This is a genomic window from Mesorhizobium sp. B2-4-19 (genome assembly GCF_006441315.1).
Classification (GTDB): Bacteria; Pseudomonadota; Alphaproteobacteria; order Rhizobiales; family Rhizobiaceae; genus Mesorhizobium.
Genome location: NZ_VFUV01000028.1, coordinates 22,049 through 46,133, shown reverse-complemented (window position 1 = coordinate 46,133; position 24,085 = coordinate 22,049). Strand labels below are relative to the sequence as shown.

Genomic DNA, 24,085 nt, shown 5'->3' with positions numbered 1-24,085 from the left:
GTCTTGCGTTCATTGTCGGTGACCGGCAGCATCTGCGCGATCAGCGAGCCGATCGCGCCGCCGGTCATGATGATCGGCCCCTCGGCGCCGAACGGTCCGCCGGAACCGATCGAGATTGCCGACGACAGCGGCTTCAGGATCGCAACCTTGGCATCGAGCCTGGAGCGCCCGAGCAGGATAGCCTCGATGGCCTCGGGAATGCCGTGGCCGCGAATCTTCTCGCTGCCGAAGCGCGCCATCAGGCCGATGATCAGCGCGCCGACCACAGGGACGATGACGGAGGCATAGCCCAGCGGAGTGTCCTCGAGCTTCAGGTCGGCGAGCGTGAACTGGCCAAAATAGGCAATGTTGGTGGCCAGCCGGATCAGCTTCAAAAGCGCGATGCCGGCAAACAGCCCCGCCGTCGCTACCACCACCGCTATCGCGGCAACCAGCAGCACCCTTGCATCGGTCGTGAAATCTCGGAGATGGTCGGGGCTGGCGTGATCAGGTTTCATTGCTGCTCTCATTCTGCGGACGCATCGCATGTGCCGGATGACTGTGTCGGCGGACACGGCATGCTTGTCGGTTCGCTATGTATCGTAATACGATATAAATAGACAAGGCCGTTCTTGCTAAAACCGATCGGAATGGAACAAGTGTCAAAAATGACGCATCCGCAAAAACCACGCCCCGCCATCAGCCAGGCCGACTACCAGCGGCTGTCGGATTTTCGTTACCTGATCCGCCGCTTCCTCGAATTCAGCCAGGTCCAGGCACATGATGCCGGGCTGACCCCACGCCAGCATCAGGCGCTGCTTGCGATCAAGGGATATCCGGGTGGTGGACCGGTGACGGTCGGCGACCTCGCGAAGCGCCTGCGCATCCGCCACCACAGCGCCGTCGAATTGGTCAATCGCCTTGGCGAGGCCGGGCTGGTCGCACGGGATCAGGACAAGGACGACCACCGTCGTGTGCTGCTGCAGTTAACGGTGCGTGCCGACGACCACCTGGCCGACCTTTCGGTTGCGCATCTCGACGAGCTTTCGCGGATAGAGCCGATGCTGAGACGCTTGCTGCGTCGTGGCGAGGAATGATCCGAACTGGTCGACTTCATTGGCATTGGCTCGTCGCAACACGCAGCTTCTTGCACGAGCCAGTTATACCAAGAGTCATGGAGTTTGACCGACGTGCGCCCACTGCCGCATTCCGATTGATGTGATGGTTTCGGGCGCAGCGAGGAGCTTCTGCCAAGCCTCGCAGGCGGCGTCGATGATGGCGTCGTAGTCGTCGAAGACGCGGTTTGAGAGCCAATTCTGCCGCAGATATTGCCAGACGTTTTCGACCGGGTTCAGTTCCGGAGAGCGCGAGGGCAGGAAGATCGCCGTCATGTTTTTCGGCATCCTGAGATTGGCTGTGGTGTGCCATCCGGCACGATCCATGACGAGCACAGCGTGTGCGTCCTTTTCAACATGGCGGCTGATCTCGTCGATATGGCGTTGCATGGCCTCGGTGTCGGCAAAGGGCAGAGCCAGAGCGGCCCCGGCGCCGCGCGCCGGGCAAATCGCACCAAACAGATACGCACTCTTGTAGCGCTGATCGGCCGGCTGGCGGGGCCGGGTGCCGCGCCTTGCCCATTGCCGCACGATGCCGTTCTTCTGGCCGATGCGGGCCTCATCCTGGAACCAAAGTTCCACCTTCGTGCGCGGCGGCAGGTCGCAAAGATGCGCCTTCAGCGTGCGTGGCCAGTTTTTTTGAACTCCTCGACAATATGGGCATCCTGGCCCGGATGATGTGGGCGCGCACTGATGTGCGAGAAGCCGAGCTTGTGCAGCAGTTTCCCGACATAGCGCGCGTCGTAGTCCACGCCGAAGCGCTCCTTGATGACGCGCTTCAGGTCGATGCGCCGCCAGCGCACAACGCCGTCAACGGCTCGGTCCGGCCCCGTCTCCACCATCGCAGCCAATTCGCTCTGCTGCTCTGGCGACAGCCGCGACAGCGGACCAGGCGACCACTGATCGAGAAGACCGTCGGGGCCTGCAGCATTGAACCGGTGCACCCAGTCGCGCAGCGTCTGCCGATCCATCCCGCCGATCCGCGCCGCATCGGTTCGGTTCATCCCGTCCAGAACCGCCGCGATCGATAATAGCCGGCTGCTCTGCCGCACATCCTTCGAAGCCCGCGCAAGGCGTCGAAGTTCGCTCGCCGAATAGTCATCCCGTAATTTCACCGCTGAACCCATCGCCGAATCTCCTTCGGCATCAGGGAATCACGGTCCGCCTGCGACACAAAATCACGAAAGAGTCAGCGCCCGAGACCGTTGGTATTAGATACCATGTAAATATGAGAGCAACTGTGTCGGCCAGCGTCCGAAAAACCTGTTCAATGGTAGCCAACGTCAGCGCGAACTTTGCCGCGGAACACCCAATACGACCAGCCGGTGTACATCAGGATCACGGGCAACAACACAAGAGTCCCGACGAGCAGGAAAGCCTGGGTGCGTTCTGAAGAGGCCGATTCCCAAAGCGTGAAATGGTAGGGAACGATCATCGGGAAGAGGCTGATGGCGATCCCAACATAGGAAAGCGCAAAGAGACCGATGGCGCCGACGAAAGGCTTCGTCTCACTTGCACTGCCCAGTACCCGCCAAGTGAAGAAGGCGACGGCCGCTGTCGCGACTGGTACCGGTGCCAAATACAGAATGTTGGGCCAGGAGAACCAGCGCGCGGCTATGGCTTGGCTCATGAACGGCGTCCAGATGCTGACGACACCGATGCCAATGAGGACGCCGACAAGGCAGACTCGGCCGTGGCGGCGCGCGGCTGCCTGCACCTCGCCCTCGGTCTTCAGGATCAGCCAGCCAGCGCCCAGAAGGCTGTAGCCGAACAACAGGGCGAAACCTGTCAATAGCGAGAATGGCGTCAGAAAATCGAAGGAACCGCCGGAAAACTGTCTGCCAGTGACCTCAAAACCCTGGATGAAAGAGCCGAGCACGACGCCTTGCGCGAAAGTGGCGATGGCCGAGCCATAGCAGAAGCCATGATCCCAGAACGTCTTGTGCTCGACGTCGCGGAAGCGGAACTCGAACGCCACGCCGCGAAAGACCAGCGCCAGCAGCATGACGAGGACCGGAAAATACACCGCCGGAATGATGATGGCGAAGGCAAGCGGAAACGCCGCCAGAAGCCCAAGCCCTCCCAGCACCAGCCAGGTTTCGTTGCCGTCCCAGATCGGCGCGATCGAATTCATGATCGTGTTGCGGGACGCAGTGTCGGGGGCGAAGCCGTAGAGCATGCCGACGCCGAGATCGAAACCGTCCAGCAGCACGTAGAAGAAAACCGCCATGCCGAGGATCAGCGTCCAGATCGGCACGAAGTCGAGCACCTGGGTCATCGCACTTCTCCTTCCCGAAGTTCGACGGCTCCGGCGCGGACCGGCGCCTCCGGCCGTCCCCCTTCGATCTCCGCACCTTCTTCGGCGACAATTGCCGGGCCCTTGCGCACGATGCGCAGCATCAGAAAGAGGCCCGCCGGATAGATGATGAGGTAGACGGCGATATAGCCGAGCAGCGAGATCAAGACGTCGGACCTGGTCAGGGATGGCGAGACCGATTCGGCCGTGCGCAAAAGGCCATAGACCGTCCAGGGCTGGCGTCCGACCTCGGTGGTCAGCCATCCGGCGATGACCGCCACGAAGCCGATGGGCGCCGCGATCTGGGTAATCCTGAGAAAGGCCGGCGATGTGTCCAGCCGGCCGCGCCAACGAAGCCATCCGCCGAAAAGGACGAGGCCGAGCATCAGGATGCCGCAGCCGACCATGATCCGGAAGGCGAAGAAGGGGATCGCGACAGGCGGGCGCTGGTCGGCCGGAAAGTCCTTGAGGCCTTTGACCTCGCCATCGAGTTCATGGGTGAGGATGAGGCTGCCGAGCCAGGGAACGTCGATGGCAAAGAGGTTGCGCTCGCCTCTGTCGTCGGGAATGGCGAAAAGCGTCAGCGGCACCTGCCGGGCGGTTTCCCAGCGCGCCTCGATGGCGGCGAGCTTGGCCGGCTGGTGTTCGCGCGTGTTCAGTCCATGCTGGTCGCCGATGAACATCTGCAGCGGGACCAGCACGGTCAGCAGCCAGAGCGTCATCGACAGCATCGTTCGGCCTTCCTCAACGGATCGCCCGCGACGCATCAAATAGGCGCCGACGCCCATGACGACGAATCCTGTCGTGACGAAGAAGGCGACGACGGTATGCGCCAGCCGATAGGGAAAGGAAGGATTGAAGACCACCTTGAACCAGTCCGTCGGTAAGAAACGGCCATCGATGATCTCGTACCCGGCCGGCGTCTGCATCCAGCTGTTGGCCGACAGGATCCAGAAGGAAGACAGCAAAGTGCCGAGCGCCACCATTAGCGCGGCAACGAAATGCGCCCAACGCGGCACCAGTTGCCGTCCGAAAAGAAGGACGCCGAGGAAGGCCGCCTCGAGGAAAAACGCCGTCAGGCCTTCATAGGCGAAAAGCGGGGAAAGCACATTTGCGGTCGCGTCGGAAAAGCGGCTCCAGTTCGTGCCGAACTGGAAAGGCATGACGACCCCGGTGACGACGCCCATGCCGAAAGCAATCGAGAATATCTTGATCCAGAACGTCGAGATGCGGAGATAGATGTCCTTCCCGGAAAAAAAATTGAGACCTTCCAGCATCGCGATGAACGCGGCCAATCCCACGGTGATGGCCGGCAACAGGATGTGCCAGCCGATGACCCAGGCGAATTGCAATCGCGACAGGAATACAGGATCGAAGTCCATCACTCGTCTCTCCAAACGAAAACGAGCTGGCCTCATAAATCCAACTGCGCCGTAGCCACGACAGTGGACAGGGCTCGTCTTCAGGCCGTCGTCAAGCTATAGTAACTAGCGACGGTGTCGATAGCGCCGTTTTTTAACCACCTCTTCTCCAGTAGATCGGTCCCTCCTAACCAGCGGCTTTGGAAAGCGCTAGCTCAAGGTCGGCGATCAGATCAGTCTCCGCTTCGAGGCCGACCGATAGCCTCAGAAGGCTGTCGCTTATTCCGGCGACCTTTCGGCCCTCGGCGCCCATTCCGGCATGGGTCATGGTAGCCGGATGGGCAACAAGGCTTTCGACGCCGCCGAGAGACTCGGCCAGCGTGATAACTTCGACTGCTTCGACGAAGCGCCGAACCGCCTCCACGCCTCCAGCCAGTTCGAAGCTCAGCATCGCTCCGAACCCGGCTTGCTGAGCCTTGGCGATTGCATGGCCGGGATGGGATTGAAGACCCGGATAATGGACGGCGCTCACTTGCGGCTGCTTTTGCAGGAAAGTGGCCACTGCCGCCGCGTTGGCTTGCTGCCGCTCGATACGCGGGAACAGCGTGCGAAGGCCCCTGAGCGTCAGGTAGGCATCGAACGGCGCTCCTGCGACACCGGTGGCCTTCGCCCATTCTCCAAGTGCCTCGACATCGCTCTGTTGCGCCGCGATGACGGCGCCACCCACCACATCGGAATGGCCATTCAGGTATTTGGTGGTCGAGTGGACGACAAAATCGGCACCCAGCGCGATCGGCCGCTGCAGAGCGGGCGACAGGAAGGTGTTGTCCACTGCAACCTTCGCGCCGACAGCTTTTGCCTGAGAGGCGATCGAGCAGATGTCGACGACGCGCATCAGCGGATTGCTCGGTGTCTCGATCAGCACCAAGGCCGGCTTCTTTGCCAACATCGCCGATAAAGCCTCTGCATTCCCCTGATCAACGAAGAGGACATCGAAATGTCCTTTGTCGCGGCGAATTGAAAGCAGCCGGTAGGTACCCCCGTAGCAATCATGCGGCGCAACGACGAGATCGTCTCGTCCCAACTGCCCCAGCACCAGATCGACCGCGGCCATGCCCGAGGACGTGACGACGGCGCCGACGCCCTCTTCCAGCCTGGCCAATGTGTCAGCCAGCATGTCACGGCTCGGATTTCCGGCGCGGGTATATTCGTAACGCCCTGCCTGCTCATAGCCTGGAAAGACGAAGGTGCTTGAGAGATAGATCGGCGGCGTGACCGCGCCGAAGCCAGTGTCGGCGGCGATGCCGTTCGCCGCTGAAATAGTGCGAGGATCTCTGGGCTTTGTCATGGTGGCGACCTCGCACTTCAGGAGCGGCGTTGGCCGGAATCAGTTTAGCAGTTGGACCATGCGCAGATAAGGGCGCAATTCTTTCCAACCCTGGGGGAATCGCTCCTTCGCCTGCTCGTTGCTGAGGCTTGGCGAGATGATGACCGGCTGGCCCGGCTCCCAGTTCACCGGCGTGGAGACCTTCTGATTGTCGGTGAGCTGCAAACTGTCAATGGCGCGCAGGATTTCGGAAAAATTACGACCAGCACTTGGTGGATAGGTCAGGCTGAGGCGGATCTTCTTGTTTGGGTCGATAACGTAGACGGCGCGCACCGTCACATTGGGGTCCGTTTCGGCGTGGATCATGCCGTAGAGGTTGGCGACCTTCTTGTCGGTGTCGGCAAGCATCGGAAAATTGAGTGCGTGTCCTTGCGTTTCCTCGATGTCCTTTTCCCAAAGATTGTGTGCCTCCACATCGTCGACCGAGAGGCCGAGCGGCTTGACGCCACGTTTGTCCCATTCCGGCTTGAGACGGGCGACTTCCGCCAGTTCGGTGGTGCAGACCGGGGTGAAATTCTTCGGGTGGCTGAAGAAGATACCCCACGAATTGCCGAGCCATTCGTGGAAGCGGATTTTTCCCTGCGTGCTTTGCTGCTCGAAGTCCGGAGCAATCTGGCCCAGTTGCAATGACATGATTTCGTCCTTCCTGTTTGATCTTGAAGCGTCAGTCGTTGAAATGCCGGCCTTCCTTGACCTCCGCGACATAGCCGGCGCGGATGGCGAAATCGCCGAAACGCTCGTGCGACCGTCGATCCGTCGCAAAGTGCGCGATCACCTTCGCCAGCATGTCGAGAATGGCGGCTTCGCCGACGTTCTCGAGAACCATCTTGTTCAGCCGCTGACCGTGAAAGCCGCCACCGAGGTAGAGGTTGTACTTGCCAGGCGCGCGGCCGGTCAGGGCGATCTCGGCGATGTAGGGACGCGCGCAGCCATTGGGGCAGCCGGTCATGCGAATGGTGATCGGCTCGTCCGTCAGGCCATGTGCGGCCAGGATGGCATCGATGCTGCCGATAAGGTTCGGCAGATAGCGCTCGCTTTCGGCCATGGCGAGACCGCAGGTCGGCAGCGCTACGCACGCCATCGAATTCAGGCGCAACCCACTTGCCCTGTTTAGACGGTCGAGCCCGAATTCCTTCATCAGAACTTCGATATCGGGCCGGGCCTCCGGCGCGATATCGGCGATGATCAGGTTCTGGTTCGGCGTGATGCGGAACGTGCCCTCGTGAATACGGGCGATTGCGCGCAGGCCATCCATGACAGTGCCGATGATACGGCCGTTCTCGATGAAGAGGGTGCAGTGCTCGCGCCCGTCCTCTCCACGCGTCCATCCAATCGGGTCACCGTTCGATATGAATTCGTACGAACGGGCAGCCGCCAGCGAAAAGCCGAGCCTTGCCTCGATCTCGGCCTTGATCCAGTCAAGGCCCTTGTCGTCGATTGTGTATTTGAAGCGTGCGTGGCCACGATCGATCCGGTCGCCATAATCGCGTTGTACCTGCATGACCGCGTCGCAGACCTGCAGCACCTTGTCGACGTCGGCGAAGCCGATCACGTCGGCTAGCCTCGGATAGGTTTTTGGCGCCTGGTCGGTACGGCCCATGCCGCCGCCAATGGCAATGTTGAAGCCTTCAAGCTTGCCGTTGGCAGCAATGGCGATGAAGCCCAGATCCTGCGCGTAGACGTCAATGTCGTTGATCGGCGGAATGACGAAGCCGATCTTGAATTTTCGCGGCATGTAGGTGCGGCCATAGAGCGGTTCTTCCGGCCCTGAAACCTCCGTGCGCTCTTCGCCATACCAGATCTCCCGATAAGCCGCTGTTTTGGGGATGGCGTGATCGCTGGCGCGCTTGGCCAGTGCATAGACCTCGGCGTGCAAGGTGGAGAGCCGCGGATTGACCGAGCACATGACGCCGCGGGAATCGTCGCCGCAGGCTGCCTTGGTGTCCAGAAGCACGTCGCGCAAACCCTGCATGGTCGCGCGCAGATTCTGCTTCTTGACGCGATGCAGCTGGAACGTCTGCCGCGTTGTCAGCCGCAGCGTCTCGCCTGCATGAGCGCGCCCAAGCTCGTCCAGCTTCAGCCATTGGCTGGGACTGCAGACACCGCCGGGCAGGCGGATGCGAGCCATGAAGGTGTAGTCCGGCTCAAGCTTTTGCCGACGGCGTTCGTCACGGATGTCGCGGTCGTCCTGCTGGTAGAGGCCGTGGAACTTCATCAGCTTGATGTCGTCACCAGGCACGGCGGCAGTAAGCTCTTCGGCGAGGCCCGCCGCTATGGTGCCACGCAACTGATCGCTTGCCGCCTTCATCCTCTCGTCGCGCCCGAGTTTATCCAGCGGCTGCGAAAGGTCTCGGCTACGGTTCGTATTTAACTGGGGCATTGTCATGCGCGAACCTCAATAGACATCGATCTGGTAGCGGTGATCGCGCAGCAGGCCGCCGACATAGTCGTTGGCGGCGGCCTTGCCGCATGCCCGTTGCTGTTGCACCACACCAACAAGAGCGGCGTGCACGTCGGGGGCGAGATGCGTGCCATCGCCGCAGACGTAGACATGCGCGCCCTCCTCCAACCAGGCGTAGACATCGCGCGCGTGCTCAGTGAGGCGGTGCTGGACATAGGTCTTGGTGGCGCTGTCGCGGGAGAAAGCGACGTTCATCCGGCTGAGCACGCCATCCTTCAGAAAACCCTGCCACTCGGTCTGGTAGAGGAAATCGCTGCTGAAATTGCGCTCGCCGAAAACGAGCCAGGATTTACCCGCGGCTCCTTGCGCTTCGCGCTCCTGCAGGAATGCACGGTAGGGTGCGACGCCGGTGCCTGCCCCGATCATGATGATGGGAACGTCACCGTCCGGCAGACGGAAATGCGGGTTGGCCTGGACGTAGACCGGTATCGTCGTGTCCGGTGCGCCGCGTTCGGCGAAGTGGCCAGAAGCGACGCCGGCACGCGGCTGACCGTGCAGATCATAGCGCACGGTGGCGATCGTCAGATGCGCTTCGTCGGACACGGCGGAAGGACTCGATGCGATCGAATAGAGCCGTGGCTGCAAAGGTCTCAGTCCTGCGACAAAAGTTTGCGCATCGATCCCGGGAACGGGGAACTCGCGGACGATGTCGATGACCTGATGGCTACGCAGAAACGTGGCGCGAGCCTGAAACTGGTGCTCGCCACGCAGTTCCTGAAGCTTGCTTGCGCCTGTGAGCTCTGCCCATTGGTCGAGGAAGCGCGGCGTGGCGACAGTGATTTCCAGGTGCTCGGCCAGCGCGACACCGAGCGTGGTCGTGAGCCCCTTGCCGGAAAAGTTTGCATCGGCGTCCAGGGACAGCTTATTCAGCAGCATTTCGACCAAGGCCGGATCGTTGCGCGCCATGACACCAAGTGCGTCACCCGGTTCGAATGCAAGTCCCGAGCCAGCCAGAGACAGTTCAATGTGTCGGGTTTCCTTGCTCGATCCGCGTCCGGTGAGGACAAGATTATCAATGATGGCTGCCGGGAACGGCGTGTGCTTGTCGAATGTCGGCGCTTCGACCACAGCCGCGGAAGACACGCTCGCAGGGCCAGCCGCCCTATTTTGCAAGCGTGGTCCCAATGCAGCCGGCGCGAGCTTGGCCACGGCAGCTGCGATCCACCCGGCGGCCTGATCTTCATAATCAACGTCGCAATCGACCCGGTCCTGCAGTCGCACCGCACCGAGTTCGGCCAGTCGCCGATCGAGACGCTTACCCGCTTCGCAATAGCGTTCATAGGTGGAATCGCCGAGCGCAAGTACGCCATAGCGCACGCCTTCGAGGCGCGGCGCCTTTCGGCTCTCGACGAATTCGAAGAAGCCCATGCCTGAAAGCGGTGGATCGCCCTCGCCGTGGGTACTTGTAACGATCAAAATGTCCTGCTCGTCCTTGAGTTTGCGCAGCTTGTAGTCAGCCATGTCAACCAGGATTGGCTCAAGTCCTTGCCTGCGGACGACTTCGCCAAGTGTCCTGGCGAGACCGGAACTGTTGCCGGTCTCACCGCCGAAAATGATCGTCAGCGACCTCGAGGAAATCGCTCGCGGCACGACCGACACAGAGTGATCAGATGGGGAGGGAGAAGCAATGTCTCCGACCAGTGAACGCGCGCTGTGATCGATCCCGGCGAAATAACCGCTGATCCAGAGCCCTTGTCCGGGCTTCAGCGAGATCGTCAGGGCGTTGATCCGTTCCCATTGCTCGGCCGTAAAGCCTGGGCCCGGAAACTCGAATGCAGTCATCTGATCGCTTCCTTCGGCACAGTCCTGGCTGTGCTTTTTGCCAAATTAAGGAGCCTGACGGAGCTCGCATCCGAGATGCCCTGCCGGGCTGCCAGGCGCGACCATTGCATTCGAGTTTTGGCCAAGACAAATGAATGATATTGTTAGTTTGAAGCAAGAATTTTGCTGCAAATGACTGTTGAAACGCCCATTCTATGGTTCGCTCGATCACGTATCGTTCCTTCTAAAAACGATGCGTCCCATGGTCGAAAAATGCGCTTGGCGGATTCCAGTTTTTATTGTGTCGAGATAACGCAGGCGGCAACTTGCGGGTTTGTGCGTGCTTAGCTGCGCAAGGACATCCGGTCGATCAAGACCGCCTGCGGCGATCCATGCGTTGGTGATGCTTGCAGTCCGCTCGGGGAGAACAGAACGATGCAAACGATTGATGAAAATGCCGACTTAGCAACGGCAATTGGAAGACTCTTATCCGAGAATACGGGAGCTGCCTTCATTTCGACGGCGGCGAGCATAGCGATCTTGAGGGAGCGTACCGGCACAGCGGTTACCGACGCAGCTCTGCAGAAACTGCTGACCGAAATGGCAAGAGTTCGCGGCATGACCATGCTTTTCGATCGACAGAAGAAGTGATCACCGGCCTGCCGGGCCGCAAACACCGAGAAGCTTCCTTGCTTGCTGAGGGGTGGACGCTGCGTCCATCGGACATCAACTACGCGTCGGCCCCCGTTCTTCTCGTGCCGCGCCCCAGACTTCGCGTGCAGCGTCAGCATCATGGCGGCGATACATAGCCCGACAATCAAATCCGGCCACGCAGACACCCAGACGTAGGCAGTTTACCAGCCCGGCGGCAACGATGACGACATTTGCAAACGCGTCATTTCGTGCCGATAGGAACGCCGCCTTGGTGAGACTGCCGCTATGGTGGCGATACTTGGCTAGCATGAGGGCGCATGACAGGTTGATGACCAGCGCCCTGCACCGGTCAATGACAACAGCGCTGCGTTCGGCGCGACCGGGAGATTGAACTTTTCCCAGGCCGTCCAGAGCGTCGCCAAGGCGGGGATCAGAAGAACGCCGGCCAAGGTCATGCCGACCCGCGCTCGGTTGCGCGCTGTCCAGCCGATTGCCAACACGATCAGGAGATTGACGGAAGCATCTTCCAGAAAATCGATACTGTCCGCGAATAGCGATACTGAGCCAATGGCCCTCGCCACGGTGAACTCGATGCCGAAGTAGGCCAGGTTGAGGATTGCCACAAGTTGGACAACTCTGCGCAGCGTGTCGTTGTCTGATTTTGAGGTCATCGAAACCCGTTATCATGCGCCGCACAGCGCTTCCATGATCAGGGCCGCAAATCCTGCTTGAACGGTCAAGTGGGCGGGTCGCGCGGCAGCGTTCGCCGCATTGGCGGGCGATATTTCTTCAAGACAGTGACAGTGTCGGAATCTACGGTGACAAGGCCGCCGATCTTGACCGTCACCTTGCCGGCATCGTCATCAACGCTGGTGATCTGACCGGTGATCGGATGCGTGTCACCTCGCTTTGCCTTGGCAGGCGGCTCGATCGAGAAGGGGAAATGGTACGAGGGAATGCTGACGCTCGCCCGCCCATTCCCGAGCTGTTTCAAAATGGTGACGACAAGCGCCACCTCATCGCCAACGCCTATGTCCCGGGCCATGCCCAGATTCTGAGGATAACCTTGGCAATCGTCAACAGGTGGCGAGGAAGACCTTCGCCTTGTCGGCCGAACATCTGCAGGGACAGCACCGCGTCGTCGCGGGGATGATAGGCATGGTGGCAAGCAGCCGGAGATCACCTTGCGTCATCTTCGCGAACCGTGAAGTAATCGGCAATCGCGATGGATTCGTTATGTATCACCAGAAAGGCGCGCTGCCCTTGCGCGGCAGGTGTCCGAGCGAGCGCAGCATGCTGACTTGAATGACGCCGAAGCCTCCGGCGCCCGCAAAGCCAAACGCGGTTTTTGCTTGTGCAACCTCCCCAGGGAACGAAGCACCTCCCAAATTGCGGGATCGCGGCGCCTGCCGCGATCCCGCGCTTCAGTTACGGCGCCACCGCGATGTGGCCCTTCATGTTGGGGTGGAAGCGGCAGAAATAGTCGACCGCTCCCCCAGCCTTCAATGTCAGGCTTGCGGACTTTTTCGGCGGGATCATCACCTCCCAACCGCCCTTGACGGTGGCCGTGTGAGCGAACATGTCCTTGTTCACCCATTCGATCGTATCGCCAACCTTCGCCTCGACCGTCGCTGGCGAGAACACCAGCTTGTCGATGGTGACCTGGATGGTTTCTGCCTTCACCGGCGCAGCAATGACTGTCAGCGCCAGTGCAATCCAAAGATGACGTTTCGGCACCATTAGCGCCGGCCTCATTTCAGCATACTGGCGACGTGTTCGGCATGCTGCTCATGGCCCTGGAATATCTTCAGGCCGGTCTCCAGCAGCCTCTTCAACTCGGCATTGCTGGCCGACGGGATGAGCAGCGTTTCAAGGGCGCCGTCGACCTGCTTGTGATAGGCCACCTCATTGTCGACATAGGCCTTGTCAAAGGCGGCGCCCTTGAGCTTGGCGAGCTTGGCCCGTTCCTCGGCAGCAGCCTTCGTCAGCGCCTTGCTGGTGTCGTTGTCTTCCGGCGTCACCTTGAGTTTCTTGACCAGGTCGAGCGCCTGCACATTCACCGCCTCATGGTCGCGCACCATGTCCTTAGCGAAGGCGAGCACCTCCTTGTTCTTCGACTTCTTGAGCGCTTGCTTTGCCGCCTCGACATCGATCACGCCGGCAGTATAGGCGATGTGAGCGATCTGCGGGTCGGTCGGTTTGTCGGCGGCTTGCGCGAGCGGGGCAGTGCCGAGCAGCAGCATGGCGGCCAAGGCGGCTGTGTGACGAATAAGCATGGCATCTCCTTCGCCCGGATGCAGGAACCGCATCGGGCATCGTTTTCAGTTGACGGTCATTGGATGCGCTGCGGCAGCAAACGTTCCCGCCAAAATCAGCTGAATCTAACGAGGGTCAGCCTTCCAGGCCGAGCCGCTTCATCACGGCAACTGTAAGCCGTTCGCAGCGCCGGCCGGCGAAGGGGAAGGCATCGAGCAGCAGCGGCCCGATTTGGTCGTCCAGCGCTTTGCGCAGCAGCGTGCGGGCGCGATGCAGGCGGGTCTTGACGGTTTCGGGCCGCACGCCGAGTAGTTCTGAAGTCTCTTCAATGCTCAGGCCCTCGATCACCCGTGCCACGAACACCATGCGGTAGAGAACTGGAAGGCTGTCGGTCGCGCGTTCGACAAGGGCCAGGATCTGCCGTTGCGCCATCGTCCGCTCCGGATCGTCGCTGGGGTTGAGGGGAAACTGGATAATCTCGGCTTGCGGGTTCTCGGGCATCGCTACCGTTCGCCGTCTTTTACGCAACCGGCCGAGCGCTTCGTTGATGACGATGCGTGACAGCCACGTGCCGAGCGAGGCATCGCCGCGAAAACTCTCGAGATGGGCAAAGGCCCTGACATAGGCCTCCTGGACGATGTCCTCGGCCTCGCTGTCGTTGCGAACCACGCCGCGCGCGATACGGTAAAGCCGCTGGTTATGCGTCTTGATGATGGCGCGGAAGGCAGCGCCGTCGCGCGCTAGGGCCCGCTGAGCCAATTCCAGGTCGCCAGAGGCAGCGATGATTTCGGTCGCGTCTCGTCGAACGTATGACATGAGCAGTCTCCTTGCCCTTCAATAGATGGGTCTCGACAACAAGGGTTCCCGAAAATTCGTCACACCGGAATCGACGACAGGAATTCGCGCCTCAAATCGACGTTCGTGTCGAAAACGCCGAGCATGCGTTTGGTGACCATGCGGGTGCCGTGCGCGTGGACGCCGCGCGATGTCATGCAGCCATGCTCGGCTACAAGCACGACAGCCACTCCACCCGGCTGCAGGGCATCCTCGATGGCGCAAGCGATATCATCCGTGAGCCGCTCCTGTATCTGCAAGCGGCGGGCGCAAGCCTCGACAACCCTTGCCAATTTGGAGATGCCTACCACTCGGTTGACGGGCATGTAGGCGATGTACGCCTTGCCGTGGATTGCCGCCATGTGGTGCTCGCAGAAAGAATGAAACGCTATGTCGTGCAGTTCGACCGCCTGGTCATAGCGGCCGATCTCATCGAACGTCCGTTCGAGCAGCCTCACAGGATCTTGCCGATAGCCGGCAAACCACTCTTCATAAGCCCGCACAACACGCGCAGGAGTATCGACAAGCCCGGACCGGGCCGGATCGTCGCCGGCCCATGAGATCAACGTCCTGACCGCGGCCTCTGCATCGAAGCGCGTCGGGCGGGCGCGGCCGACTGTCCTGGGCATCCCGTTTGTCGCTGAACTTCCGTGGGCGGAGCCCGGCACACCGTCTTCGGTACCGTCCAGAATTTGCGAATGCAGGTCCATAAGTCTCTCCAGTTTCATGCTCGAGACCATTGGATGCGCCTATCGTGGATTGGTTCCCGATGGGCACGACACAGCGAGGAAGGTTCCCACCCGTGGCGAACCAAGGGAACTTTTCGAAAAGCGCTGCATCCAATTTCATGTCTGGGGCATGGTCGACGCACGCAGTCAGGATCGTGAAGGAGAACCAAGATGGCATCGAAACAGTCCGTGGAAACCGACCCCGACCTCGCTGTTGGTGTGTTCATCGTGGCAATCGCGATAATGCCCATGCCGCCGGTCAGCTGGTGGTCCTGGTACGCGTCGGCGACCGTTTGCTGGCGGTCGACGGCACATGCACCCACTGCGAAGCCCCGCTGGCGTGCGGAGTATTGATTGGCACCAGGCCTACATCGGTCTTCGGATCGGCGAGTGGCTCCAGCGTGCGTAACGTGCCGGCCGTGGCCACAGGGCGGCCCCGATCTAGGTCAGGACGCGATACGAGGCCGCCCGGTGGCTGTCGCGACGACGATGGCTTCCACGAAACTGCGCTCGCCTTCGATTGTAGCAACCCTTATGTCCCGTGCGATTTCGATTCGCGCCTGATCGGTCCCGGCGCGCTCAGCAAGACCTGCCGCCAAGGCACGAATGTGGGCTTCGGCGGCGGCCATTGCTTCGTCCTCGGTATCATAGTCGTCCAGCCGCTCGCCTGAATTAAGGCGGAAAAGCCCGATCTCGGGTTGGCTGACGCGCGCTTCCGCCGACATCCGCACCTGCCCGACGACGGCACCCAACGCATTTGCGACATCGGCGTGTTCGGCGATGCTGCAGTCATTGCCGATCAATTGCGGCAGACCGGCATAATGGAGCGCGGCGGAGGCCCCTAGGCCAATCACCGGCCGGTCGAGTGCGATCGACAACTGCGCCATGCCGCCTCGTCGGCCAACCGCACGCTGAACCAGCGGATTGGCAACAGAGACGCCGCCATCCAGCCCGTCCTCGGCAAAGACTGTTTCAAGAATGGCTTCGGCAGAACGCCGGGTGACGGCGGTGAGAACCATCTCGGAAAATGCTTCTGCGCCTTTGGCGATACGATGCCCCTGGCCGTCGCGCTTGCGTGCGAACAATTCGGCGCCAAGTCGAGCCGCTACAGGATCCCAGTTGTCCTGCCGACCGAGCACATGGGCCGCATCGGATGGCGTGAAGCCCGCGATATGCACCAGACCGCGCGCGACCAGGCGATTGAGTGTCGCGACCTGTGACGTCGATACGAGCAGCCGATCAAGCGCTGCGGGAATTGCCGAAATATCAGCATAGAGCCGCTCCTCGGTAACTGTCAGGCCCGCAGCCAGACGCTCGGGCACGCCTGTGCGCAATGCAAAGCGGCCGTCCAGCCGGCTGGTGTTAGGGCTGAGCAATTGCCGCTTGAGGCCTTTGTATATGGCATCGTCGTGCTTCACCGCGGCTAGCGCTAGCGGCACGAGCCGACGGGGGCCGAGGACGATCGTCGAAGTCAGCGACCGCTCATGGAGCGAGACTTCCGAATCTCCACCGAGGCCAAAGGTGCGCATGGCGACGGCTTCCACCATGGTTCGCATTCCGCCGACGGTAGCGCCTTCCGGGTCGAGCCGCAGGCGGCCGCCGTCCAGAACGGCGATGTCGGTGGTGGTGCCGCCGATGTCGGACACCACTGCGTCATTGATGCCGGTCATGTAGCGCGCCCCCACCAGGCTTGCCGCTGGTCCTGACAGGATGGTCTCGATCGGCCGGGCGCGAGCGAATTCAGCGGAGATAAGCGCGCCGTCGCCGCGCACGACCATAAGCGGAGCGACGATCTCGCGTCTTGTCAGAAAGCCCTCGGTGGCGTCCACAAGGCGATCGATCATCGAGATCAGTCGCGCATTGAGAAGCGTGGTCAGCGCCCGACGGGGGCCGCCGAGTTTCGACGACAGTTCGTGCGAACAGGTCACCGGAAGCCCGGTGCGCTCGCGGATGACGTCACGTACCGCGATCTCATGTTCGGGATTGCGAACCGCAAAATAGGAGGCCACGGCGACGCCTGAGACCGTTTCGGCAAGAGACGGCAATGCGGCCACGAGGGCGTCCAGCACCAGCCGACGCGCATCGCCGTGGACGTCATGTCCGCCCGGGCAAAAGATCACGGGATCGGAGCCGAGAGCTTTTGACAATCCGTTCCGGGCAAGATCGGCCTCAGCGAAGCCGATCATCACCAGCGCGACCCGTCCGCCCTGCCCTTCGACGAGGGCGTTGGTTGCGAGCGTGGTCGACATCGAGACGAGCTTGATCGCGCTGGGTTCGATGGCAGCCTCGGACAAAACAGCGTCGACGGCGCCGGCGATGCCCGCGGCAAGATCGTGTCGCGTGGTCAGCGACTTGGCCTTGGCCACGATGCCTGTGGATTCCGACCACAGCACGGCATCGGTGTACGTGCCGCCGGTGTCGATGCCCAGATACAGAGGCGACGGCTGGTGCGCATATGCGTTCATTTTGATCAATCGCCCAGCCCGGGTTCCGGCGAGAAATATTTCGCGAGCTTGTTCGCTTCGCCGTCGAACGCCTTGGCGTCGACGGGCGGATCACGCTTGATCGCAATATTAGGCCACACAGACGCATACCCGGCGTTCAGCGCGAGCCAATCGTCGAGACCAGGCGCGGTGCCGGGAAAAATGGCCTTCGCGGAGCATTCGGGTTCGCAGACGCCGCAGTCGATGCATTCATCGGGATGGATGACGAGCATGTTCTCGCCTTCATAGAAACAGTCCACGGGACAGACTTCCACGCAGTCCATGTATTTGCATCTGATGCAATTGTCGGTGACCACGAACGTCATGCGGCGTTTCTCAGCCATGACCGTTCAGGGCGATAGAACAAGGACAGCTTCAGACTTTCAGCTATGTGAGCGGCCTTCAGCCAACAGAGTCCCGAAGTCTCGCTGTCCAGCAATTCGTCGCAACTGTTGCCAAACAAGGCGAGGCACTGGTCGAGCAGATCGGGCTCCAACCCACCCTTGTGCTTGTGGACCGCGGCGAAACTTGCCTTGCAAGGCCCGTTGGTCAGCATGACTGAGGACCAGAAATCATACATCTTCGCCAGATGCGTTTCCCAATCGCCGGCAACGACGCGCTCGAAAATCGGTTCAAGATCCGCGTCGGCGCGGATCTTGCCGTAGAAGGAGTCGACGAGTTGTCGAACCTGCTCTTCGGAAATCAGGACTGTCTGCATCAAGGGCATACTCTGGTCCAGCGCTATCCGCCCCTTCAGACCACGACATAGGTCATATCGAGGGGAATGCGGTGATCATCAATAGCCCGCACGCCAACGGTGTTTTCAGCCAGGATGAGCGAAGCTTTCCGCTCCTGTTCCGACAGGTAAGCTCCCCAGAACGTAACCACGCCGTTGGTCACGGTCACGTCCGAACTTCCGGTCGAAGGCCACGATTCGGATCGCAAGGCGTCAATAATCTCCAGCCTGATACTGCTGTCGTCATGCGAGACCGGAGCCCGCCAACCTTTCCTGGCAACGACCAAAGCTCGCACTAGATTGGCGCGACTGACGATCCCCACCACGTGTCCGTCGCGCAGCACGGGGACACGCTTGATCCGATTGTGTTCAAGCAGGGTTGCGATCTCAGCGACTGGCGTACTCTCGACCACCGTCGCGACCTGCTGTGTCATGACGTCGATCACATGCTCGGAATGAGACTTGACATAGCCTTCCGCCTGAACCGCGTTGTTGGAAAAAAAATGACGCCACCAGGACCGACTCTGCGGCTCGGTGCCGATCTCCGCCCGGCGGATCAGGTCTCCTTCACTGACAATGCCCAGCAGTGCACCTCGATCAATCACCGGCACCGCGCTGATCCCGTGCGACAGCAGAACATCGGCGACCTCATCCACCGTACTGTCCGGCCCTACGGAAATGGCCGGTGACGTCATGATGTCCTTGGCGGTCAGCATTTCGTTCTCCTTCACCTGCCTGCAGGCGACAGGAACGGCGGCAAGGTCGTTCCAGAGGCTTGCCCGTTGCCAGCATGGAGCTGGATGGCGCGATAGAACTCCCTTGCATGGAAAGCATAGGCGTCCAGATCGGCCGGATCGCCAACGAACAGTCCCATGTCCTCGGCTTTCCGGAAGAACCAGGGAGCGGGTAAACCAGGTTCGAGCGTCTTCACGGCAACAGCCGCCAGCAATGGCAGGCCTTCGTCGGCATCGTCGTCCATCAGTTGTTCGAGTGCATCCCGGATCACGCCTGCCGCGTCCGAAGCAACCAGGCTCTTGGCCAGTCTTGCATAGGTGATCGGCAGCCGGGTCTGTGCTTGCAGCAACAGTTCCTCACGAAGCCATATTTTGAGAGCGCTGTCATTCGCGGGAGCGATTGGGGCGCGGTCATGCATGTCGAGGTGGTTGGCGGCTACCATTCGACCGACCGCATTGCGCTGGTGGCTCGGACCGGAAAATATTACGCCGATATCGTGGTCAAGGGTGTCCATCATCATCGCTGAGCCTAAGGTGCCCTTCGCACGATACCGCTAGGATTTCCACGTCCTGGCGTTGAGACCTGCTGCTGGCACCTGATCCTGTCAATTTCACTGCGCCGGAGCTTCACTCATCCTTAAATGCAAGACAAATGAAATTTATTGTCGCTTTAGCACAACTATTTTGCATCATAATTTCGATTGCGACTGATAACGCGGCCTTCCCTTTTCGGATTCGATATGCACTTTTGATGGATAAAGTCGTCGCGCCGGAGCGCCGTGGCTTTCAGCAGGCGGTGATTTCGCTCCCGAAGGCGATCTAGAAGGAGATTTATGATGATTACGGGTGCTCAATGCCGTGCCGCTCGCGCGCTGGTCGAATGGACCCGTGAAAAGCTAGCCAGCAATTCAGGCGTGGACGCGCTGATCATCGAAGAATTCGAGCGCCGGATCAGCCTTCCCGGCAAGGATGTCTGCGACACGCTGCAAACCGCGCTTGAAAACGCCGGCGCCGTTTTCATCGCCGAGAACGGCGGCGGTATCGGCGTTCGCCTGAAACTCAACCGCTCGGAAGTCAAGCGGATCGGCGTTCTGGAGAATGAAGGCGGCATTGTCGGTATAGATGCCGTTCCATAGGATCGAGGTCTTCGAGGCTCAATGAATTCACGGTCGGAGCCCATCGCTGGACAATCCAGAATCGGCATCGGCTTGACAGTGCAAACAAGGAGGGTGGCCCTCAATGACGGTTATCTGGGGCGATCTCACCGAAGAGGAGCAAACGGCACTCAAGCGAATGAACCGCGGACCTTACCCATCTCTATCGAAAGCCTTGGCCGAACGTCTTGTTTTCCTCGGACTGGCGGAAGAAAGACCGAGCGGGACCGGGATAAACAGGACCGGAAGAGAGCTGGTGATAAGAACGTTGCTTGGTGCTCGCTCTGACTAGTTCAGAATTGACGCCCGCCAAGTTTCACCGGGTGACTGTCTTGACTTCCGGGATTACTTCACCAACTATGGTCTTATGAACGCCGCCGTCAAAATTCGTCGCGATTTTCTTTTCCGGGTTTGCCCCATCGCGGGCCTGTAACCCCCGGCTCGGCTGCCATGCGCGCCCCGAGCCGTGGGGCGGTGCGTTTACTCACGTGGGATGGTCCCGCAGGGGCTCAAGCCTCCGGAGCATCGGCGTTCCATCAAGATTTTCACGAATTGGCTCGGTTCCGACACCCTCTGTGGGCGGCTGGTCCGAGCAGAAGTACGAGTATTCAAATGCAAGACAATAAGAAAACCCGGCGTAAGCCGAACATCCGAATCTCGCAGTCGGACCACGCGCGTCTGTCAGTGCTTGCGAGCACTGTGGCGGCACGAAATCCGGACGCGTCCGATGAACTGCTCGCCGAACTCGAGCGCGCGCGCGTCGTGGCCGATGGCTGGGTCTCCGCCGACATCGTTCAGATGGGCTCGACGGTGACATTCAAGCCCGACACGGGCGATGCCAAAACCGTCACGCTGGTTTTCCCAGGCGATGCGGATATCTCCGAAGGCAAGGTTTCAATCCTCACGCCGATTGGCACGGCTCTGATCGGCCTCTCGTCCGGGCAGTCGATGATTTGGACCGCGCGCGATGGGCGCCAGCACGAACTGTCGGTGCTTGCAGTGAACCAGCCCAGTCCGGAAGGCGATCCGGTCGATCGGCCCGCGCCAGCGTCTCCGACGATTGCGGCGGGCGTCTAGGCATGGGCGTTTCCATCCGTCTCCTCAATCACGCAGGCACCCTGATCGCAGGAGTCTGACCCCTGCGCCGGCCTGTCCTGGTCCGGCACAGGGGTAGCTTTCCACACCCGATCAAATGCTTGACGCCGGATCCCTTTCAAGGGCCCGGCAGGAGACGTGCCATGCCCACTATCGATACCTGCCAACTAACCATCAAGGACTACACGATTCTCGAAGTGATGCGGGAGCGCCACCCAGCTCGCGACGAAACCTTCTCGGCTATCCTTCAACGGAAGATTTCGAGCGCAGTTGTAGTGTTTCGGGAGGACATTCCGGCAACCGTCGTGACGCTCAGCAGCCGCGTCGCTTATCAAGTAAACGACGGCCCTGCCGAAACCCGCATTGTCGCACATGACGAGATGCGCGGTCTCGTTGGCATGCTTTTGCCTATCACCAATCCGCGCGGCCTGGCGCTGCTTGGTCTGGCCGAAGGTCAGTCCATGTCCATTCCGACTGCGAACGGCTGCCTTGAAACGCTGACTGTGCATGAAGTGGTCTATCAGCCTGAAGCGGCAAGGCGCGAAAGATTGAAGCTGGCGGGGGGTGCCGCGCCGGGCTCGTGGCGACTGGGCGGACCGGTTCTCCGCGTCGTCCATCGTTCTGATGAGCTGCAAGACAAGGCGGAGAACAAAGTCATGGCGGCTTTCGACACCGAGTTCGACGACCCGGGTCCGTCGGCGGCCTGAGGGCTGGACTATTCCGAAGGCTGTGAAGGCGGATAGACAAGCGTTCCGTCGGGCCTTGCCTTCACGCCGTCGGTGAGATTCGCCGGCTCGACCTTGTCATGGCCCATCAGATGAAAAACGGACTCGCCGCGGCTAAGGAGATAGTCCGCGACAATTCTTCTGTGACAGCGCCACCAGAGCGTTTCCGAGCACATGATGGCGCATCGCCGCTGCCTGCCGAGGGACACAAGTCGGTTCAAGCTTTCAAGAAATTCCACCGACAGCGCGTAGTCGGCGTAGTTGTGAAAACTCTGGTTGATCCAGAATGCGTTGAGCGTCGGTGGGATGTCGTGCGCCTTGCCGCGCAGGCCGCCAAGTTCGGCAATGAATTCATATCCGATCCCGAACGCTGCCAGCTTTTCCGGGAGCACCTCGCTGTTAAACTGCGGGTTCGCCCGCGATCGTCGGACGGTCGTTATGTCGACCACCAGGGCGATCTTTCCAACCCCTAGCAGGGCGACGAATTCGACGATCGACCGGGTCGAGTGACCAATGGTGTGGAACGGATAAGGCATGTTCGGTCAATCCGTTGCGATCCATCATTCCAGCCATGCGAATCGTGGCTTCGAGCCTGGAAGGACGATCATTTTACCACTTGCTTCAGCCCGCGTAGCGCGTCCTGCACGTCGGCTCGCGCTTCGCTTGCTTCCGGATAGACTGCATAGGCCGGGTAGGTGAATTCCGGCGCGCCTGCTACGACTTCCAGCTGCCCCGCTTCGATATGAGGAGCTGCCGCGCCCCTGCGGAAATAACCCATTCCGCCGGCGCGCAGGATGTAGCTCAGCCCGAGCGGGCCAAGGCCGACCATCAATCCCGGCTCGCCGAAGGCAGAGGAATTGGCACCATGCTGGGCCGCAAACAGCGGCCCCCAATCGACATAGACATAGTCCTTGGGGCCGGCAGGTTCCCCCTCTTTGTCCGTGGTCCGAACCAGGACGAGCTGCTCCTCGACGAGAAGCTCTACCCTGAAACCCGGCAGCAGCTTCGGCGCATAGAGCACTGCAATGTCCAGAACGCCAGTCCTGAGTTGCTCGAGGAGCTGGTCCGGTACGCCGACTTGGGCTTGGATGGCGATTTCAGGCTTGGCCTTCTTCATCCAGACCAGCCAATCGAGCAGGAGCGGGTTCCACAGGCTGAGCTCTCCGCCCAAGGCAACGACACTTGTTCGTCCCGATGGGATGGCGAGTTGATGGCGGGCGCGCTCCCATATCTGGACGAATGACTGGGCAAACCGTTCGAACTCCCGACCCGCCGGCGTCAACTGCGCGCCATTGCGATTCCGGATGAAGAGCTGACGTCCGAGTTCTTCCTCCAGCGTGCGTATGCGCGCGCTTACCGTGGTCTGGGTGACGTGGAGTCGGTCGGCAGCCCTCAGAAAGCTGCCGGAATGGACGATTTCTAAAAACGTGCGAGCGCGGTCGATGTCCATCACAACCTCAACATTCAATGCAATAATATTGCATCAATACAGCATTTAATTCCGTTTGCCTTCCTGTTTCGTGAAGCGCAGCTTTTGGGCCGGACGTGTTGCGCCTGAATCGCCCAGCCAGCACAAAACGGAGTTCTAGAGATGGCCGATGAGAAAGATCTCGATGGCGAATTAAGGCAATTTGCTTCTCCGCCCTGCTCCATGCACGAACTCATGCCCGAATTTGGGATGCTGGCGATCCAGTCGGAAGATCGGAGTGACGTCGCATGCTGGCGCAAAGCAGAGCGGCAAAGATTAATCGAGGAGCGCCTCGCGGTTGACGTTGAGGAGAGAAAGGCTCGTTCGGAAAAGATCGCATCCTCCCTGGACCGGACGATAGGCAAGACCAGCGGACGGATCATCAGCACATATTGGCCGTTCCGCGGCGAGCCCGACCTTCGCAACTGGGCAATAAGGGTGATCGAGCGCGGTGGGCGCATAGCGCTTCCCGTCGTCATCAAGAAAGGCTGGCCACTGGAGTTCCGCGTCTGGGCGCCGGGCGACCCGCTGGAACGCGGCGTCTGGAACATTCTTGTCCCCTCCCGCGGACCCTCGGTCCAGCCCAATGTGGTGATCGCGCCGGTCGTCGGCTTCGACGAGGCGAGATATCGCCTGGGCTATGGCGGCGGTTTCTTCGACCGGACTCTTGCCGCGATGCCAAACAAACCCTTCGTCGTCGGAGTAGGTTACGGGCATGCCAAAATCCGCACGATCTACCCGCAGCCGCACGACATCCCCATGGACACGATCGTCACCGATGCGTGAACGACACAGGCAAGGTCTGGTTTTCCAATTGTGACGACGGCCGTCAAGCGACCCTTCGTCATTGAACCGGGC

26 protein-coding genes and 2 pseudogenes are annotated in these 24,085 nt (G+C 60.5%); 6 read left to right on the top strand and 22 right to left on the bottom strand.

Annotation, left to right across the window (positions count from 1 at the left end; translation table 11 throughout):
• Positions 1–497, bottom strand: a 497-nt coding sequence (locus tag FJ546_RS29855) for a chloride channel protein (protein ID WP_140892771.1), incomplete at its 3' end; no start/stop codon positions are given.
• Between the two features lie 150 nt (positions 498–647).
• Between FJ546_RS29855 and FJ546_RS29850 the strand changes: the two genes are divergently transcribed.
• Positions 648–1,076 carry a helix-turn-helix domain-containing protein gene (locus tag FJ546_RS29850; RefSeq protein ID WP_246687019.1) on the top strand — a complete coding sequence of 143 codons (429 nt, stop codon included), beginning with the start codon at positions 648–650 and terminating at the stop codon, positions 1,074–1,076.
• Positions 1,077–1,151: 75 nt separating this feature from the next.
• Here FJ546_RS29850 and FJ546_RS29845 read toward each other — a convergent pair.
• From FJ546_RS29845 to FJ546_RS29815, 7 genes are all read right to left on the bottom strand, one after another.
• Positions 1,152–2,221 (bottom strand): IS630 family transposase gene (locus FJ546_RS29845; RefSeq protein WP_140892769.1). Its coding sequence is split into 2 segments (ribosomal slippage): positions 1,152–1,735 and positions 1,735–2,221, totalling 1,071 coding nucleotides; the frame shifts between segments, so codons are not numbered across the junction.
• Between the two features lie 140 nt (positions 2,222–2,361).
• Positions 2,362–3,372: a cytochrome d ubiquinol oxidase subunit II gene (gene cydB / locus FJ546_RS29840; protein WP_140892768.1), complete on the bottom strand. Its 1,011-nt coding sequence runs from the start codon at positions 3,370–3,372 to the stop codon at positions 2,362–2,364.
• Positions 3,369–4,772, bottom strand: coding sequence for a cytochrome ubiquinol oxidase subunit I (locus FJ546_RS29835; RefSeq protein ID WP_140892767.1), 1,404 nt, complete (start codon positions 4,770–4,772; stop codon positions 3,369–3,371). Before FJ546_RS29835 ends, cydB begins: the two co-directional genes overlap by 4 nt.
• A gap of 166 nt (positions 4,773–4,938) precedes the next feature.
• Positions 4,939–6,099 (bottom strand): cystathionine gamma-synthase, encoded by a 1,161-nt coding sequence (metB, locus tag FJ546_RS29830; RefSeq protein WP_140892766.1) that lies wholly within the window; start codon positions 6,097–6,099, stop codon positions 4,939–4,941.
• Between the two features lie 39 nt (positions 6,100–6,138).
• Positions 6,139–6,771 carry a peroxiredoxin gene (locus FJ546_RS29825; protein WP_140892765.1) on the bottom strand — a complete coding sequence of 211 codons (633 nt, stop codon included), beginning with the start codon at positions 6,769–6,771 and terminating at the stop codon, positions 6,139–6,141.
• A gap of 31 nt (positions 6,772–6,802) precedes the next feature.
• Positions 6,803–8,524, bottom strand: coding sequence for an NADPH-dependent assimilatory sulfite reductase hemoprotein subunit (locus FJ546_RS29820; RefSeq protein ID WP_140892764.1), 1,722 nt, complete (start codon positions 8,522–8,524; stop codon positions 6,803–6,805).
• 9 nt (positions 8,525–8,533) lie between these two features.
• The gene (locus FJ546_RS29815; RefSeq protein ID WP_140892763.1) at positions 8,534–10,381 is read right to left on the bottom strand and encodes an assimilatory sulfite reductase (NADPH) flavoprotein subunit; all 1,848 of its coding nucleotides are present in this window, start codon (positions 10,379–10,381) and stop codon (positions 8,534–8,536) included.
• 414 nt (positions 10,382–10,795) lie between these two features.
• On the opposite strand from FJ546_RS29815, the gene FJ546_RS29810 reads away from it, so the two are divergent.
• On the top strand, positions 10,796–11,011 hold the full coding sequence (locus FJ546_RS29810) for a hypothetical protein (RefSeq protein WP_140883725.1): 216 nt from the start codon (positions 10,796–10,798) through the stop codon (positions 11,009–11,011).
• A 75-nt stretch (positions 11,012–11,086) separates the two neighbouring features.
• Here FJ546_RS29810 and FJ546_RS29805 read toward each other — a convergent pair.
• The 12 genes and pseudogenes from FJ546_RS29805 to FJ546_RS29755 all read right to left on the bottom strand — a co-directional run bounded on the left by FJ546_RS29805 (position 11,087) and on the right by FJ546_RS29755 (position 19,306).
• Positions 11,087–11,685: pseudogene (locus FJ546_RS29805) on the bottom strand (cation transporter).
• 65 nt (positions 11,686–11,750) lie between these two features.
• Positions 11,751–12,059, bottom strand: coding sequence for a hypothetical protein (locus FJ546_RS29800; RefSeq protein ID WP_140892762.1), 309 nt, complete (start codon positions 12,057–12,059; stop codon positions 11,751–11,753).
• A 62-nt stretch (positions 12,060–12,121) separates the two neighbouring features.
• Positions 12,122–12,265 (bottom strand): annotated as a pseudogene (locus FJ546_RS31825) (homospermidine synthase); the annotation flags it as partial.
• Between the two features lie 177 nt (positions 12,266–12,442).
• Positions 12,443–12,754, bottom strand: a complete 312-nt coding sequence (locus FJ546_RS29795; RefSeq protein ID WP_140892761.1) for a cupredoxin family copper-binding protein — start codon at positions 12,752–12,754, stop codon at positions 12,443–12,445.
• Positions 12,755–12,765: 11 nt separating this feature from the next.
• Positions 12,766–13,290, bottom strand: a complete 525-nt coding sequence (locus tag FJ546_RS29790; RefSeq protein WP_140892759.1) for a DUF4142 domain-containing protein — start codon at positions 13,288–13,290, stop codon at positions 12,766–12,768.
• Positions 13,291–13,405: 115 nt separating this feature from the next.
• Positions 13,406–14,086, bottom strand: a complete 681-nt coding sequence (locus tag FJ546_RS29785; RefSeq protein ID WP_140892757.1) for an RNA polymerase sigma factor — start codon at positions 14,084–14,086, stop codon at positions 13,406–13,408.
• Positions 14,087–14,145: 59 nt separating this feature from the next.
• Positions 14,146–14,733 carry a GTP cyclohydrolase I FolE gene (folE, locus tag FJ546_RS29780; RefSeq protein ID WP_140892774.1) on the bottom strand — a complete coding sequence of 196 codons (588 nt, stop codon included), beginning with the start codon at positions 14,731–14,733 and terminating at the stop codon, positions 14,146–14,148.
• 545 nt (positions 14,734–15,278) lie between these two features.
• On the bottom strand, positions 15,279–17,297 hold the full coding sequence (locus tag FJ546_RS29775) for a hydantoinase/oxoprolinase family protein (protein ID WP_140892756.1): 2,019 nt from the start codon (positions 17,295–17,297) through the stop codon (positions 15,279–15,281).
• Positions 17,298–17,302: 5 nt separating this feature from the next.
• Positions 17,303–17,641 (bottom strand): ferredoxin FdxA, encoded by a 339-nt coding sequence (gene fdxA, locus FJ546_RS29770; protein WP_140892754.1) that lies wholly within the window; start codon positions 17,639–17,641, stop codon positions 17,303–17,305.
• Positions 17,638–18,036 carry a group III truncated hemoglobin gene (locus tag FJ546_RS29765; protein ID WP_140892753.1) on the bottom strand — a complete coding sequence of 133 codons (399 nt, stop codon included), beginning with the start codon at positions 18,034–18,036 and terminating at the stop codon, positions 17,638–17,640. The genes fdxA and FJ546_RS29765 overlap by 4 nt, the downstream gene beginning before the upstream one ends.
• A gap of 32 nt (positions 18,037–18,068) precedes the next feature.
• The gene (locus FJ546_RS29760) at positions 18,069–18,767 is read right to left on the bottom strand and encodes a CBS domain-containing protein (protein ID WP_140892751.1); all 699 of its coding nucleotides are present in this window, start codon (positions 18,765–18,767) and stop codon (positions 18,069–18,071) included.
• Positions 18,768–18,778: 11 nt separating this feature from the next.
• Complete coding sequence (locus tag FJ546_RS29755; protein ID WP_140892749.1) at positions 18,779–19,306, bottom strand: hypothetical protein; 528 nt, start codon at positions 19,304–19,306, stop codon at positions 18,779–18,781.
• 315 nt (positions 19,307–19,621) lie between these two features.
• Here FJ546_RS29755 and FJ546_RS29750 point away from each other — a divergent pair, with 315 nt between their 5' ends.
• The 3 genes from FJ546_RS29750 to FJ546_RS29740 all read left to right on the top strand — a co-directional run bounded on the left by FJ546_RS29750 (position 19,622) and on the right by FJ546_RS29740 (position 21,741).
• Positions 19,622–19,921, top strand: a complete 300-nt coding sequence (locus tag FJ546_RS29750; protein WP_246687018.1) for an XRE family transcriptional regulator — start codon at positions 19,622–19,624, stop codon at positions 19,919–19,921.
• A 630-nt stretch (positions 19,922–20,551) separates the two neighbouring features.
• Positions 20,552–21,016 (top strand): nucleoside diphosphate kinase regulator, encoded by a 465-nt coding sequence (rnk, locus tag FJ546_RS29745; protein WP_140892746.1) that lies wholly within the window; start codon positions 20,552–20,554, stop codon positions 21,014–21,016.
• A gap of 161 nt (positions 21,017–21,177) precedes the next feature.
• Positions 21,178–21,741 carry a nucleoside-diphosphate kinase gene (locus FJ546_RS29740; RefSeq protein WP_140892744.1) on the top strand — a complete coding sequence of 188 codons (564 nt, stop codon included), beginning with the start codon at positions 21,178–21,180 and terminating at the stop codon, positions 21,739–21,741.
• An 8-nt stretch (positions 21,742–21,749) separates the two neighbouring features.
• Here FJ546_RS29740 and FJ546_RS29735 read toward each other — a convergent pair whose 3' ends face one another.
• Positions 21,750–22,295: a DUF488 domain-containing protein gene (locus FJ546_RS29735; RefSeq protein ID WP_140892743.1), complete on the bottom strand. Its 546-nt coding sequence runs from the start codon at positions 22,293–22,295 to the stop codon at positions 21,750–21,752.
• A gap of 68 nt (positions 22,296–22,363) precedes the next feature.
• A complete protein-coding gene (locus FJ546_RS29730) occupies positions 22,364–23,209 on the bottom strand; it encodes a LysR family transcriptional regulator (protein ID WP_140892741.1) in 846 nt (281 codons plus the stop codon).
• Positions 23,210–23,350: 141 nt separating this feature from the next.
• Here FJ546_RS29730 and FJ546_RS29725 point away from each other — a divergent pair, with 141 nt between their 5' ends.
• The gene (locus FJ546_RS29725) at positions 23,351–24,013 is read left to right on the top strand and encodes a 5-formyltetrahydrofolate cyclo-ligase (protein WP_140883749.1); all 663 of its coding nucleotides are present in this window, start codon (positions 23,351–23,353) and stop codon (positions 24,011–24,013) included.
• Positions 24,014–24,085: the final 72 nt, after the last annotated feature.

Excerpts from the sequence above, each read along its gene's own strand:
- FJ546_RS29850 (WP_246687019.1), top strand. The coding sequence starts at position 648 with ATGACGCATCCGCAAAAACCACGCCCCGCCATCAGCCAGGCCGACTAC.
- cydB (WP_140892768.1), bottom strand. The coding sequence starts at position 3,372 with ATGACCCAGGTGCTCGACTTCGTGCCGATCTGGACGCTGATCCTCGGC.
- FJ546_RS29835 (WP_140892767.1), bottom strand. The coding sequence starts at position 4,772 with ATGGACTTCGATCCTGTATTCCTGTCGCGATTGCAATTCGCCTGGGTC.
- metB (WP_140892766.1), bottom strand. The coding sequence starts at position 6,099 with ATGACAAAGCCCAGAGATCCTCGCACTATTTCAGCGGCGAACGGCATC.
- FJ546_RS29825 (WP_140892765.1), bottom strand. The coding sequence starts at position 6,771 with ATGTCATTGCAACTGGGCCAGATTGCTCCGGACTTCGAGCAGCAAAGC.
- FJ546_RS29820 (WP_140892764.1), bottom strand. The coding sequence starts at position 8,524 with ATGACAATGCCCCAGTTAAATACGAACCGTAGCCGAGACCTTTCGCAG.
- FJ546_RS29815 (WP_140892763.1), bottom strand. The coding sequence starts at position 10,381 with ATGACTGCATTCGAGTTTCCGGGCCCAGGCTTTACGGCCGAGCAATGG.
- FJ546_RS29810 (WP_140883725.1), top strand. The coding sequence starts at position 10,796 with ATGCAAACGATTGATGAAAATGCCGACTTAGCAACGGCAATTGGAAGA.
- FJ546_RS29800 (WP_140892762.1), bottom strand. The coding sequence starts at position 12,059 with ATGGCCCGGGACATAGGCGTTGGCGATGAGGTGGCGCTTGTCGTCACC.
- FJ546_RS29795 (WP_140892761.1), bottom strand. The coding sequence starts at position 12,754 with ATGGTGCCGAAACGTCATCTTTGGATTGCACTGGCGCTGACAGTCATT.
- FJ546_RS29790 (WP_140892759.1), bottom strand. The coding sequence starts at position 13,290 with ATGCTTATTCGTCACACAGCCGCCTTGGCCGCCATGCTGCTGCTCGGC.
- FJ546_RS29785 (WP_140892757.1), bottom strand. The coding sequence starts at position 14,086 with ATGTCATACGTTCGACGAGACGCGACCGAAATCATCGCTGCCTCTGGC.
- folE (WP_140892774.1), bottom strand. The coding sequence starts at position 14,733 with ATGCCCAGGACAGTCGGCCGCGCCCGCCCGACGCGCTTCGATGCAGAG.
- FJ546_RS29775 (WP_140892756.1), bottom strand. The coding sequence starts at position 17,297 with ATGAACGCATATGCGCACCAGCCGTCGCCTCTGTATCTGGGCATCGAC.
- fdxA (WP_140892754.1), bottom strand. The coding sequence starts at position 17,641 with ATGACGTTCGTGGTCACCGACAATTGCATCAGATGCAAATACATGGAC.
- FJ546_RS29760 (WP_140892751.1), bottom strand. The coding sequence starts at position 18,767 with ATGCTGACCGCCAAGGACATCATGACGTCACCGGCCATTTCCGTAGGG.
- FJ546_RS29755 (WP_140892749.1), bottom strand. The coding sequence starts at position 19,306 with ATGATGATGGACACCCTTGACCACGATATCGGCGTAATATTTTCCGGT.
- FJ546_RS29750 (WP_246687018.1), top strand. The coding sequence starts at position 19,622 with ATGATTACGGGTGCTCAATGCCGTGCCGCTCGCGCGCTGGTCGAATGG.
- rnk (WP_140892746.1), top strand. The coding sequence starts at position 20,552 with ATGCAAGACAATAAGAAAACCCGGCGTAAGCCGAACATCCGAATCTCG.
- FJ546_RS29740 (WP_140892744.1), top strand. The coding sequence starts at position 21,178 with ATGCCCACTATCGATACCTGCCAACTAACCATCAAGGACTACACGATT.
- FJ546_RS29735 (WP_140892743.1), bottom strand. The coding sequence starts at position 22,295 with ATGCCTTATCCGTTCCACACCATTGGTCACTCGACCCGGTCGATCGTC.
- FJ546_RS29730 (WP_140892741.1), bottom strand. The coding sequence starts at position 23,209 with ATGGACATCGACCGCGCTCGCACGTTTTTAGAAATCGTCCATTCCGGC.
- FJ546_RS29725 (WP_140883749.1), top strand. The coding sequence starts at position 23,351 with ATGGCCGATGAGAAAGATCTCGATGGCGAATTAAGGCAATTTGCTTCT.